This window comes from Streptomyces sp. 150FB, assembly GCF_000818195.1.
GTDB lineage: Bacteria > Actinomycetota > Actinomycetes > Streptomycetales > Streptomycetaceae > Streptomyces.
In genome coordinates this window covers 6,788,675-6,803,428 of record NZ_JTHL01000001.1, presented here as the reverse complement: position 1 = coordinate 6,803,428, position 14,754 = coordinate 6,788,675, and the positions used below count along the sequence as shown (strand labels likewise).

General features: G+C 73.5%; 1 protein-coding gene. It reads right to left on the bottom strand.

What is annotated here, in order from left to right; all coding sequences use genetic code 11:
* The coding region (locus tag QR77_RS49230) for a type I polyketide synthase (protein WP_173476367.1) at positions 1–14,754 on the bottom strand (14,754 nt) is incomplete at both ends.

The following is a 14,754-nucleotide window of genomic DNA, read 5'->3' as shown; positions in this document are numbered from 1 at the left end:
AGACCGCGCAGCAGCGGCGGCGCAGCGTCCCCCGCCTGCCGCAGCGCGTCCTGTTCGACGAGGAGGGGTACGGCGACGGGTGCGCCCCGGCCGGTGGCCGCGTCGAACAGGGCGAGACCCTGGGACATCGAGAGCGGCACCAGGCCGCCGCGTGACATGCGGCGGAGGTCGGCCTCGTCGAGCCGGGCGGTCATACCGCCGGCCGGTGCCCAGGGGCCCCAGGCGAGTGAGACCGCGGGCAGCCCCTGGGCGGCGCGGTGGGTCGCGAAGGCGTCCAAGTAGGCGTTCGCAGCAGCGTAGTTGGCCTGTCCCGCGCCGCCCAGCAGCCCGGAAACGGAGGAGTAGACGGCGAAGCAGGCGAGGTCGGCGCCGCGTGTCAGCTCGTGCAGGTGGGTGATGGCGTCGGCCTTGGGCCGCAGCACCGCGGACAGCCGGTCCCCGGTCAGCGCGCCGACGGTGGAGTCGTCGAGCGCGCCGGCCACATGCACCACCGCCGTCAGCGGGCGGTCGGCGGGTACGGCGGCCAGCAGCGCGGCTGTCTGGTCGCGGTCGGAGACATCACAGGCGGCGAACGTCACCTCGGCGCCCGACGCGATCAGTTCGTCGCGGAGTTCGGCCGCGCCCGGCGCCGCTTCGCCGCTGCGGCTCGCCAACAGCAGGCGGCGGACGCCGCGTTCGGCGACGAGGTGGCGGACGAGACCGCTGCCGAGGCCGCCGGAGGCGCCGGTGACCAGTACGGTGTGCTCGCCGCGCCAGGGGGCGGGCACGGTCAGGACGACCTTGCCGATGTGGCGGGCCTGGCTGATGTGCCGGAAGGCCTTACGGGCCCGGTGGACGCTCCACGCGGTGAGCGGGAGCGGACGCAGCGCCCCGGTGGCGAAGAGCGTGAGCAGTTCGCCCAGCATCTCGCCGATGCGGTCGGGGCCCGCCTCGAAGAGGTCGAAGGCGCGGTAGCCGATCCCGCCGTGGTCGGCGGCGATGTGTGCCGCGTCCCGGATATCGGTCTTGCCCATCTCCAGGAAGCGGGCGCCGGGTGCGGTGAGCCGCAGCGAGGCGTCCACGAAGTCGCCGGCGAGGGAGTTGAGTACGACGTCCACGCCCGACCCGCCCGTCGCGGTGCGGAACTGCCCCTCGAAGTCGAGGGTGCGGGACGAGGCGATCCGTTCCCCCGCCACGCCCAACTCCCTTACGGCGGACCACTTCTGCGGGCTCGCCGTGGCGTACACCTCGGCACCGAGGTGATGGGCGAGCTGTACGGCGGCCATGCCGACCCCGCCGGCCGCCGCGTGCACCAGCACCCGGTCCCCGCGCCGCACTCCGCCGAGGTCGACCAGGGCGTAGTACGCGGTGAGGAACACCAGCGGTACGGCGGCCGCCTGCGCGAAGGTCCAGCCTTCGGGGAGCGGTACGACCATCCGGTGGTCGGCGACGGCGAGTGGTCCGAACGCGCCGGGGAACATGCCCATCACCCGGTCGCCGACGGCGAACCCGCTGACGTCCGGGCCGACTTCGGTGATCACACCGGCGCCCTCCTGGCCCAGCGGGGCCGCCGGGCCCGGGTACATGCCGAGCGAGGTCAGCACGTCACGGAAGTTGACACCGGCCGCGCGGACGGCGATCCGTACCTGGCCCGCGCCGAGTTCCCGCGCCGCTTCGGGGGCGGGCAGCAGGGTGAGGTCCTCGATGGTGTCGCGGTCCCCTGCGGCCAGCCGCCAGGCCGACTGCCCGGCGGGCGCGGCCAGTTCGTCGTTCGGCCCGACGGGCGCCAGGCGCGGCGCGAGCACCGTACCGCCGCGCAGCAGCGCTTCGGTGCCGCCGTGTGCGAGTACGGCGGGCAGTGCCGCCGGCAGTGCGGCGGCCGACTCGTCCGTCGTGTCGAGGTCGAGCAGCGCGAACCGGCCGGGGTGCTCGGAGACGGCGGAGCGCACCAGTCCTCTGACGGCCGCCGCCGCCGGGTCCCGTACGTCGTCGCCCGCCGCCAGCCGGGTCAGGAACACCAGCCGCGATCCGGCCGTGTCGTCGTGGCCGAGCCAGGTCTGCACCTGGTCGAGAGCCTGGCGGGTGAGGGTGTGCGCGGCGGCGGCCGTCGCGCCTGTGGACGCCGCGCCCGTGTCCGTCGCGCCTGTCGCCTGCTGGTCGCCGGCCGCTGTGAACTGCGTCAGGACCGCTTCCGGGAAGCGCGTTCCGGCGGCCGTCGCGGCGTACAGGGCCGGCAGGTCCTCGTACACCTCCAGGTGGACGCCCGCCGGGGCGAGCGCGCCGCCGACATTCAGGGGGTCTTCGCCGATCAGCGCCCAGTGGACGGTGTCGGGGGCGACGGCCGGGGGCGAGGCCACGGCGGTCCAGTCGAGGGTCAGCAGTCCGTCCGGGATCGCCGCCGCTCGGCTGTCGGGGGCGCCCACTTCGCGCAGGGTCAGCGCCTCCACGGTGGCGACCGGCGCCCCGGCCGGGTCGCTGAGGGACAGCGACACCGTGTCGGGGCCGACCGTACGCAGGACGACGCGGAGCGCTGTCGCACCGTCCGCGTGCAGTGTGGTCCCGGACCACGAGAAGGGGACCCGGCCGCTGTCGCCGAGTCCGGCGAAGGCGACGGTGTGCAGGGCGGCGTCGAGCAGCGCCGGGTGCAGGCCGAACGTACCGCCGTGGTCGGTGCCTTCGTCCAGTGCGACTTCGGCGAACACGGCGTCGTCGCCGCGCCAGACAGCCCGCAGCCCCTGGAACACCGGGCCGTAGCGGAAGCCCGCCTCGGCCAGGTCCTGGTAGAACGTGCCGATCTCCAGTGGCTCGGCGCCGGCCGGCGGCCAGGCACCGGATGCCGTCCGGGTTACGGATGCCGCGTGCGGTGCCGCTGTGTCCGGGGTGCCGGGCGCGAGCACACCGTCGGCGTGGTGTGTCCAGGCGTCGGCGCCGCCCCGCTTCGCCGGGCGGGAGTGCACGGCGAACGCCCTGGCCCCCGACTCGTCGGCCGGGTCGACCCTCAACTGCACGTCGACCGAGCCCTGTTCGGGCAGGACCAGCGGTGCGCCGATAATCAGCTCCTCGATCCGCCCGCAGCCCGTCTCGTCGGCGGCTGCGACGGCCATCTCCAGGAACCCGGTGCCGGGCAGCACCACCGAACCGGCCAGGGCGTGGTCCCCGAGCCAGGGGTGGGTGCGCAGCGAGAGCCTGTTGCTGAACAGCACCGTTCCCGAGTCGGCGAGCGTGGTCGGGGCACCGGCCAGCGGGTGTCCACCGACTCCGGTGGCGCCGTGGTGTCCGGCGGTGGGCACCGGCCAGTAGCGCTGCCGCTGGAAGGCGTACGTGGGCAGGGCCGTGCGGCGGGCGCCGAGCGGCGCGTACAGCGCGTCCCAGTCCACCGCCGTGCCGGTCACCTGGAGTCGCGCCGTGGCGCCGACGAGTGCGGCGGCCTCCGGCCGGTCCTTGCGCGCCAGGGGTACGAGGACGGCGTCCGGCTCGTCCAGGCTGTCCCGCACCATCGCTGTGAGCACCGCGTCGGGCCCGATCTCGACGAAGGTGCGGACCCCGAGGCGTTCCAGTTCCCGGACCCCGTCGTGGAAGCGGACCGCCGCGCTGACGTGCCGTACCCAGTGGTCCGGGTCGCACAACTCCTCGGCGGTGGCGGGCTCTCCGGTCAGGTTGGAGACGACCGGGGTGTGCGGCGCGAGGTAGTCGACCGTACGGGCCACCCGCGCGAAGTCGTCGAGCATCGCGTCCATCAGCGGTGAGTGGAAGGCGTGGCTCACGGCGAGCCGCCGGGTGCGGTGCCCCCGTTCGGCGAAGTGCTCCCCGATCCGTACGACGTCCTCCTCCGGGCCCGAAATCACCACTGAGCGTGGGCCGTTGACGGCGGCGATGCCGACACCGGCGGTGAGGTGCGGCAGCACCTCGGCCTCCTCGGCGAGCAGCGACACCATCGCACCACCGGCAGGAAGCGCCTGCATCAGCCGGCCGCGTGCGGCGACCAGCCGGCAGGCGTCGGCGAGGGAGAACACTCCCGCCGCGTAGGCCGCGACGAGTTCGCCGATGGAGTGGCCCATGAGCTGGTCCGCGTGCAGGCCGACCGACTCGGCGAGGCGCAGCAGAGCCACTTCGTAGGCGAACAGCGCGGGCTGGGTGTACCCGGTCGCGTCGAGGAGTTCACCGCCCTCGAAGACCAGTTCCTTCAGCGGGCGGTCGAGTTCGAGGTCGAAGTGGGCGCAGACCTCGTCGAAGGCGGCGGCGAACACCGGGTGCGCCTCGTACAGTTCCCTGCCCATGCCGGAGCGCTGGGCGCCCTGGCCGGTGAAGAGGAACGCGGTACGGCCGGGCCTCGGGGTGCCGCGCAGCACCGCCGGGTCCTCCGTACGGGCCGCGAGCGCGGCGAGGCCGCGCAGCAACTCGTCCCGGTCAGCGCCGATCACGGCGGCCCGCTGGGCGAAGTGGGTCCGGGTGGTCGCGAGCGAGTACGCCACATCGGCCACGCGCAGTCCGGCGTCGGCCTCGACATGGCGGGCCAGTTCCGCCGCCTGCGCGGCCAGCGCGTCCTCGCCGCGGCCGGACAGCAGCCAGGCGACCGGGCCGGTCAACGGCGGCTCGGCCGCGGTGAGTTCGGCAGGCTCGGCCTGCTCGGCCGCCGGGGCCTCCTCCAGGATCACATGCGCGTTGGTGCCGCTGATGCCGAACGCCGACACTCCTGCCCGGCGCGGCCTGTCGTCGGACTCCCAGACCCTGGCCTCGGTCAGCAGCCGGACCTCCCCCGCGCTCCAGTCGACATGGGTGGAGGGGGTGGCCGCGTGCATGGTCCCCGGCATGACGCCGTGCCGCATCGCGAGCACGGTCTTGATGACCCCTGCGACTCCGGCGGCCGCCTGGGTGTGCCCGATGTTCGACTTGACGGAACCGAGCCACAACGGCCGCTCCGCGTCCCGCCCCTGGCCGTACGTCGCGAGCAGGGCCTGCGCCTCGATCGGGTCACCCAGCGACGTACCCGTACCGTGCCCCTCGACCAGGTCGACGTCGGCGGGCGTGAGGCGGGCCGTGGCCAGGGTGTCCTGGATGAGCCGTTGCTGCGAGGGTCCGTTGGGCGCGGTCAGGCCGTTCGACGCGCCGTCCTGGTTGATGCCGGCGGCGCGTATCAGCGCGAGCACCTCATGACCGTTGCGCCGCGCGTCGGACAGCCGCTCCAGCACCAGCATCCCGGCGCCCTCACCCCAGTTGGTGCCGTCGGCGTCGTCGGAGAACGCCTTGCACCGGCCGTCCTCGGCCAGCCCGCGCTGGCGGCTGAACGCGACGAACGACCCTGGGGTGGTCATCACCGTCACACCACCCGCCAGCGCGAGTTCACACTCCCGCTGCCGCAGCGCCTGGGCGGCCCAGTGCAGGGCGACCAGCGAGGACGAGCAGGCGGTGTCGACGGTCACCGCGGGGCCGTTGAGGCCCAGGGTGTACGAGATCCGCCCTGACATCACGGCGGCGGTGTTGCCCGTACCCGCGTACCCCTCGTCCAGGGCGTCGGCGGCGGCGAGTGTCCCGATGTAGTCCTGACCGTTGGTTCCGACGAACACACCGACGCGCTCGCCACGGACCGCCCCCGGATCCATCCCCGCCCGCTCCAACGCCTCCCAGGAGGTCTCCAGCAGCAGGCGCTGCTGGGGGTCCATGGACAGCGCCTCGCGCGGCGAGATCCCGAAGAACCGCGGGTCGAAGTCGGCGACACCGGTGAGGAATCCGCCCTGGCGTACGTACGAGGTGCCGGGCCGGTCCGGGTCCGGGTCGTACAGCGCCTCGGTGTCCCATCCCCGGTCCGCCGGGAACGCGCCGATGGCGTCGCCGCCGCCGAGCACCAGCTCCCACAGCTCCTCGGGGCTCCGGACCCCGCCGGGGAAGCGGCAGCTCATGGAGACGATCGCGATCGGCTCGTCCGTGGGCGGGAGTTCGACCGCCCGCTCCACCGACTGCTCCACGGCGTCGCCCAGTTCGGCGGTGAGATGGGCGGCCAGCTCCTCGGCCGTCGGGAAGTCGAACAGCAGCGTCGCAGGCAGTCTCAGGCCCGTCGACGCGGTCAGCCGGTTCCGCAGCTCGATGGCGGTCAGGGAGTCGAACCCGAGGTCCCTGAAGGCGCGTTCGGGAGCCACGGCTTCGGCGCCGGTGTGCCCGAGGGCGAGCGCCGCCTCACCCCGTACCAGTTCGAGCAGTACGCCGGTCCGGTCGGCGGGCGTCAGCGCAGCCGTCCTGGCCCGCAGCGAATCGCCTGCGGCGGCTGTCGCCGCCGGGTCGGCGGGCTCGTCCAGGCTTGCCAGCTCGGGCAGTTCGGAGAGCAGCGGGCTGTGCCGCGAGCCGGTGAAGCCGGGTGCGAAGCGGGCCCAGTCCATGTCGGCGACGGTGAGTGCGGTCTCACCGAGGTCCAAAGCGCCTTGCAGCGCGGCGATCGCGGGCTTCGGTGCCAGCAGCCTCAGGCCGCGCCGGGCGAGGAACTCCTCGGTGCCGTCCTCGGCGGTCACCATGCCACCGCCGCCCCAGGGGCCCCATGCCACCGACGTACCGGCCAGGCCACGGGCCCGGCGTTCCTGCACGATGCCTTCGAGCACGGCGTTCGCCGCCGCGTACGCCGCCTGCCCACCGCTGCCCCACACCGCGGAGATCGACGAGAACAGCACAAAGGCGTCCAGGTCGCGGTCGCGCAGCAGCTCGTCCAGGTGGATCGCACCGGCGGCCTTCGCCGCATACACCTCGCCGGCTTCGGCGAGGGTCATCGCCTCCAGCATCGCCGACTGCGGGACACCGGCCGCGTGCACAACTGTGCGCAGGTCCGGCAGTGACTCCAGCAGCGCGGCGACCGCGTTCCGGTCGGCCATGTCGCAGGCGGCGAAGGTGACCTTCGCGCCGAACTGCTCCAGTTCGGCGCGCAGTTCGTCCGCCCCCGGCGAGGCGGCTCCACGGCGGCCGGCCAGCACCAGGTGCCCGGCACCGGAGCGCGCGAGCCAGCGGGCGATGTGCCCGCCGAGCGCGCCCGTACCGCCGGTGACCAGCGCGGTACCGGAGGGCGCCCAGCGTTCGCCGGACGGGCGGTCGGCGCGGGCGGCGGCGGATGCCGCCCTGAACAACCGACGGACGAACGTGCCCGACGCCCGGACCGCGATCTGGTCCTCGTCGCCGAACACCGTCAGCGCGCTCGCGACCCGCTCGACGGTACGGGCGTCGAGCTGCTCCGGCAGGTCGATCAGGCCGCCCCAGCGCAGTGGGTACTCCAGCGCGGCGCCCCGCCCGAAGCCCCACACACCGGTCTGCACCGCGTCACGCACCGGGTCGGAGGCCCCGATGGACACCGCGCCCCTGGTCACGCACCACAGCGGCGCGTCCAGGTCCGCGTCGGCGAGCGCCTGCGTCAGGGTGAGCGTACGGGCGAGTGGGAGCGGCAGCCGTGCGGTCGTGTCCTCCCCACTGCTCGCGCCGAGCCCGAGCAGCGAGAGCACGCCGCTGAACTCGCCATACTCTTCCTTCAACTGCGTGATGTATGTCGTGAGTTGTTCGCGTGTTGTGTAGTCCGCGGACGGTGACAGCGGTACGAGGGTCGCGCCGAGCGCCGCCAGACCGTCGAGCAGGGTCTCGGCGCCGCCCACCACATCAGCGGTGGCGGCCACCAGCCAGGTCCCGGAGAGGGCAGGCCGCCGGTCGGCGGAGAACGGCTTCCAGCGGACGTGATAGCGCCAACCGTCCGCCGCCGACTCGTCGTTACGGCGCAGACGCCAGGCGGACAGTGCGGGGAGCAGCGAGGTGAGTGCCGCCTCCTCGGTGCCCAGCGTCCCGGCGAGGGAGGTCGCGTCGCCGCGCTCGATCGCGTCCCAGAACTCCGCTTCCTGCGGGGCGTTCGCGACGGTCGCAGCCGGTGACGATCCCGGAAGCTCGATGGTGGGCCAGTAGTTCTTGTGCTGGAAGGCGTACGTGGGCAGGTCGACGCGACGGCCACCGCCGATGACCTTCGCCCAGTCCACGCGCGCGCCCGACACCCAGAGGCGCGACAGGGCCTCCAGGGCCGTACGCTCCCCGTCCCGGTCGCGGCGGCCCAGGGAGACGGCTGTGCCGTCGGTCAACTCGTCCGCCATGGCGGTGAGTACACCGTCAGGACCGACCTCGATGAAGCGGTTCACTCCACGGCCTGCCAACTCCGCCATGCCGTCGGCGAACCGGACGGCCGAGCGGACCTGGGAGACCCAGTAGGCGGGAGAGGTCAGTTCGTCGGGGGTGGCCATGCGGCCGGTGACGTTGGAGACGACGGACAGGCGCGGGGCGTGGAACTCCACACCGTCCAGGACCGCCCGGAAGTCCTCCAGCATCCCGTCCATACGGGCGGAGTGGAACGCGTGGCTGACACGGAGGCGGCGGGTGCGCCGGCCCGCCTCGGTGAAGTACGCCGTGATCCGTTCGACCTCGGCCTCGTCGCCGGACACCACGACGGAGGTCGGGCCGTTGACTGCTGCGATGCTCAGGCCGTCGGCCAGGAGGGGGAGGACTTCGGCCTCCGCCCCCTCCACCGCTGCCATCGCGCCACCGGCGGGCAGAGCCTGCATCAGCCGACCACGTGCGCCGACAACCTGGCACGCGTCGGCAAGCGACCACACCCCGGCCACGTACGCGGCGGCCAGCTCACCGATCGAGTGCCCCAACAGGTAGTCCGCCTGGACGCCCCAGGACTCCAGTAGACGGAACGCGGCGACCTCGAAGGCGAACAACGCCGGCTGGGTCCATCGCGTCTCGTCCAGGCCTTCGCCCTCGAACATCACCTCCCGCAGCTCAGGACCGAACTCCCCACACACCTCGTCCAGAGCAGCGGCGAACACCGGGAAGGCGCCGTACAGCTCACGCCCCATCCCCGCCCACTGCGCGCCCTGCCCGGTGAACAACACCGCCGAGCGCCCCGACCGCACACTCCCCCGCACGGCCAGACCCTCAAGCCCGGCCAGCAGCTCGCCACGATCCGTACCGAGCACCACGGCCCGGTGTTCCAGAGCGGCCCGGCTGCTCGCCAGCGAGAAGCCGACATCCACCGGGTCCGCATCCGCCGCGTCCGGCGCGTCCACCGCGTCCGAAACGAACGACCGCAACCGCGCCGCCTGCCCGAACAGCGCCTCCTCCGAGCGACCCGACACCACCCACGGCACCACCGAACCCAGGGCCCCAGCCACCACCGGCTCCGGCCGCTCCGGCGCTTCCGGCGCCTGCTCGATGACAACGTGCGCGTTCGTACCCGAGACACCGAACGCCGAGACTCCGGCGCGGCGCGGGTGGTCGCTCCCGGGCCAGTCACGCGCCTCGGTCAGCAGCTCCACCGCGCCCGCCGACCAGTCCACATGGCTTGACGGTTCGGTGACGTGCAGGGTCTTGGGCAGCACACCGTGCCGTATCGCCTGCACCATCTTGATCACACCGGCCACACCCGCGGCGGCCTGCGGGTGGCCGATGTTGGACTTCAGCGACCCCAGCCAGAGCGGCCGGTCCTCGGGGCGCCCCTGGCCGTACGTCGCCAGCAGCGCCTGCGCCTCGATCGGGTCACCCAGTGTGGTGCCGGTGCCATGCGCCTCGACCGCGTCGACGTCGGCGGCGGTCAGGCCGGCCGAGGCGAGCGCGGCGCGGATCACCCGCTGCTGGGACGGGCCGTGCGGGGCGGTCATGCCGTTCGACGCACCGTCCTGGTTGACGGCGCTGCCCCGGACCACGGCGAGTACGCGGTGGCCGTTGCGCTGTGCGTCGCTGAGCCGCTCCAGCAGCAGCATTCCGGCGCCTTCGGCCCAACTCGCGCCGTCCGCCGCGTCGGAGAACGGCTTGCACCGCCCGTCAGGGGCGAGGGCGCGCTGCCGGCTGTAGTCGATCAGTGAGACCGGGGTGGACATCACGGTGACACCGCCGGCCAGGGCGAGTGTGCAGTCACCGGAGCGCAGCGACTGGATCGCCCAGTGCATGGCGACCAGCGAGGACGAGCACGCGGTGTCCACCGAGACCGCCGGCCCTTCCAGGCCGAGGGTGTAGGCGATACGGCCCGACAGCACGCTGAAGGAGTTTCCGCTGCCGATCAGCCCTTCCGCGCTCTCCTTGGCGGCCATGAGCAGGCCGACGTAGTCCTGGTAGGTGATGCCGGCGAAGACACCGGTACGGCTGCCGCGCAGCCCGTGCGGGTCGAGTCCCGCGTGTTCGACCGCCTCCCAGGCGGTCTCCAGCAGCAGCCGGTGCTGCGGGTCCATCGACAGGGCCTCGCGGGGCGAGATCCCGAAGAAGGCGGGGTCGAACTGCCCCGCGCCGTGCAGGAATCCGCCGCCCTGGGCGTAGCAGGTGCCCGGGTGGTCGGGGTCCGGGTCGTAGAGACCCTCCAGGTCCCAGCCCCGGTCGGCGGGGAACGGCGAGATGGCGTCGCCGCCCGCCGCCACGAGGTCCCACAGCTCGTCGGGGGTGGCGACACCACCGGGAAGGCGGCAGCTCATGCCGACGATCGCGATCGGCTCGTCCGGGTCCGCGGAGGCGGTCACCGGTTCGGCCGGCCCGGCCAACTCCTCTTCCGCGCCGAGCATTTCACGCCGGAGCAGCGCCGCGACGGAGGTCGAGGTCGGGTGGTCGAAGACCAGGGTGGCGGGCAGCCGCAGACCGGTCTCCTCGCCGAGCGCGTCGCGGAGTTCGACGGCTGTCAGCGAGTTGACACCGAGGTCCTTGAACGGGCTGTCCGGGTCGATCGCGTCCGCGCCGCGGTGGCCGAGGACCCGTGCGGTGCACCCGCACACCAACTCGACCAGCAACCGGTCCTGTTCGGCGCCGGTGAGGGCGTCGAGGCGTGACCTCAGGCCGAGTTCACCGGCCTGTTCCCGCGAGGGAACAGCGGTCGCGGTGACTGCCGCCGCCCTGCGCCGGGTCTGTCCCGGCGTACGGCGGTCCTTGGCGGCCGGTTCCTGGCAGACGCTCGCGACGGGGCGCATGACGAGCGCCTCGACGGAGGCGACCGGCTGGCCGGCCGCGTCGGCGAGCAACACCCTGAAGCTGGCGTCCCGTTCGGTCGGTGAGATCCGTACGCGCAGCGCCGAAGCGTCCTCCGCGTACACCATGAGGCCGCTCCACGAGAACGGCAGCATGTCGCCTTCCAGACCCGGCATGAGGCCGAGCGCGAAGGGGTGCAGCGCCGCGTCGAGCAGTGCGGGCCGCAGGACGAACCCGTCGTCGCCCGCCTGCGCGTCGACGCCGACCTCGGCGAACAGCTCGTCGCCCCGCTGCCAGGCGGCACGCAGGCCCCGGAACGCGGGCCCGTACGCGAATCCCGCCTCGGCCCACTTCTCGTACAGGTCGTCCACGGGGACAGGGCGGGCGCCGGCCGGCGGCCACTGGACCAGTGTGTCGACCGGCCCGGGTGCGCCGGTGGTGAGCGTGCCGCGCGCGTTGCGGGTCCAGGGTGTGTCGGCGGCGGCGCCGTCGAGACGGCTGTGCACGCTGAACGAGCGCGATCCGCCGCGGTCGGCGTTGCTCACGGCGACCTGGAGCTGGACAGCGCCGTCCAGGGGCACGGGCAGCGACGCCTCGATCACGATCTCCTCGACCCGGTCGCAGCCCACCTCGTCGGCGGCGCGTACGGCCAGCTCGACGAGGGCGGCGCCGGGGAGCAGCGCGGTGCCCCGTACAACGTGCTGGGCCAGCCAGGGGTGTTGGCGCGTCGAGGCACGGCCGGTGAGCACCACTCCGGTGCCGTCGGCGAGCGGGACGGCAGCGCCGAGCAGCGGGTGGTCGATCGCGCCGAGCCCGAGGGCCGCCGTGTCGGTGCTCTCCCCGTCCCCTGTCGCCGGGCTGGCCGTCAGCCAGTAGCGCTCGCGCTGGAAGGCGTACGTGGGCAGGTCCACCTGCCGCCCGCCGCCGATCACCTTCGTCCAGTCGGCGGCGGCGCCGGCGACGTACAGCCGCGCCAGTGCCTCGGGGGCCGTTCGAGCGGCCGGGCGGTCGCGGCGTACCAGCGGTACGGCCACGGCGTTCTCGGCGGTGTCGCGCACCATGGCCGACAGCACGCCGTCGGGTCCGACCTCGGCGAAGCGGGTCACTCCGAGTTCGGTCAACTCCCTTACACCGTCGCCGAACCGGACCGCCGAACGGAACTGCGAGACCCAGTAGGCGAGTGACATCAGCTCATCGGCGGTGGCCTGGCGGCCGGTCACGTCGGAGATCACCCTGCGCCGGGGAGTACGGAACTCCACGCCTTCCAGAACGGCTCGGAAGTCGTCCAGCATGCCGTCCATCCGGGGTGAGTGGAAGGCGTGGCTGACCCGCAGCCGCCGGGTGCGGCGGCCCAGGGCGGTGAAGTGGGCGGCGACGCGCTCGGCCTCGGCGTCGTCGCCTGAGACGACCACCGATGTGGGTCCGTTGACTGCGGCGATGCCGACGCCGTCGGCCAGCAGCGGCAGCACCTCCGCCTCGGCGGCCTCCACGGCGATCATCGCGCCACCGGCGGGCAGGGCCCGCATCAACCGGCCGCGCGCGGCGACGACGTGGCAGGCGTCAGCGAGCGACCAGACCCCGGCGACGTACGCCGCCGCCAGCTCGCCGATCGAGTGGCCGAGCAGGAAGTCGGACTCGACGCCCCAGGACTCCAGCAGCCGGAACGCGGCCACCTCGAAGGCGAAGAGGGCGGGTTGGGCCAGATCCGTCCCGTCGAGCGGGCTCGCGGGCGGACCCGTCGGGTCGGGCGCGGTGGCGTCGGACGTACCGGTGTCGCACATCGCGTCGCGCAGCGACCGGCCGAGCAGACCGTCGAACTCCGCGCACATCTCGTCCAGGGCCGCGGCGAACACGGGGAAGGCCGCGTACATCTCCCGCGCCATGCCCGCCCACTGCGCGCCCTGGCCGGTGAACAGCACGGCGGTGCCGCCTTCGGCGATCCTGCCGCGTACGACCGTGGCGTCCCGCTCCCCTGCGGCGACGGCGTCCAGCCCGGCGAGCAGCTCGGCGCGGTCGGAGCCCAGCACCACGGCGCGGTGCTCAAGTGCGGCCCGGCCGGCGGCCAAGGAGTGGCCGATGTCGGACAGGTCGGTGTCCAACGGGTCGGTGTCGGACAGGTCGGTGTCCCGCGGCTCGGCGTCGGACAGGTCGATGTTGTGTCGGCTGCCGTCCGCCGCGAACTCCCGCAGTCGGCTTGCCTGGTCGCGCAGCCCCTGCGCCGATCGGGCCGACACCACCCACGGCACAACGGCGGTCTCCGTCGACGCGCCCCGCTCGGCGGTGTGCCCGACGGCGACCGCTTCCGGTGCCTGCTCCAGGATCACGTGTGCGTTCGTACCGGACACACCGAACGCGGACACACCGGCCCGGAACGGCCGGCCGGTCTCCGGCCACGGCCGCCCCTCGGTCAGCAGCTCGACGGCGCCCGCCGCCCAGTCGACATGCGAGGACGGCTCGGAGACATGCAGGGTCCCGGGCAGCGCGCCGTGCCGTATCGCCTGAACCATCTTGATGACACCGGCGACTCCGGCGGCTGCCTGGGTGTGCCCGATGTTCGACTTGACGGAGCCGAGCCACAACGGCCGCTCGACGTCCCGCCCTTGACCGTACGTCGCGAGCAGCGCCTGCGCCTCGATCGGGTCGCCCAGCGACGTACCCGTACCGTGCGCCTCCACCACGTCCACATCGACGGCCGACAGACCGGCGTCGCCCAACGCGGCGTGGATGACGCGCTGTTGGGAGGGTCCGTTGGGCGCGGTCAGACCGTTCGACGCGCCGTCCTGGTTCACCGCGGTGCCCCGGACCACGGCGAGTACCGGGTGCCCGAGCCGTTCGGCGTCGCTCAGCCGCTCCACGAGCAGCAGCCCGACGCCTTCTCCCCACCCCGTACCGTCCGCGTCGTCCGAGAACGCCTTGCAGCGGCCCGCCGTCGACAGTCCGCCCTGGCGGCTGAACTCGGCGAAGACACCGGGCGTCGACATGACGGTGACACCGCCGGCCAGCGCGAGCGAGCACTCGCCGCGCCGCAGCGCCTGGACCGCCAGATGCAGCGCGACCAGCGAGGACGAGCACGCCGTGTCGACGGTCACCGCCGGGCCTTCGAGACCGTAGGTGTAGGACAGCCGGCCGGAGAGCACACTGCCGGAGTTGCCGGTGAGCAGGTGCCCGGCGACCTCGTCGGGGACGGTGGTCAGATGCGCCGCGTAACTGGACGGCGCCGCACCGATGAAGACCCCGGAGGCACTGCCCTTCAGACTGTGCGGGTCGATCCCGGCCCGCTCGAACAGCTCCCAGGACGTCTCCAGCAGCAACCGCTGCTGCGGGTCGGTCGCGAGCGCTTCGCGCGGCGAGATGCCGAAGAAGCCCGCGTCGAAGAGCGCGGCGTCGGCGAGAAAACCTCCCTCGTAGGTGTTGCTGCGGCCTTCGTGCTGCGGCCCGTACAGCCGGTCGAGGTTCCAGCCACGGTCGGTGGGCATGGCGGCGACCGCGTCGGTGTCGGCCATCACCAGCCGCCACAGGTCCTCGGCGGAGTCGACGCCGCCGGGGAAGCGGCAGCTCATCGAGACGATGGCGATCGGCTCGTCCGGGTCCGTCGGCCGTACGGCGAAGGCGGCGCCGCGCCGTACGCCGACCTGCTCACCGGCCCGACCGGACCCGTGACCGACGTCCTGACCTGCCTCCTGACCGGCGTTTTCCTCCCCGGCGCTTGCTTCCACAGCGCCGAAGAGTTCGTCCACGAGGTGGCGTGCGGCCTCGCGCGCGGTCGGGTAGTCGAAGACCAGGGTCGCCGGGAGTCGCAGGCCGCCGGCGGCGGCGAGC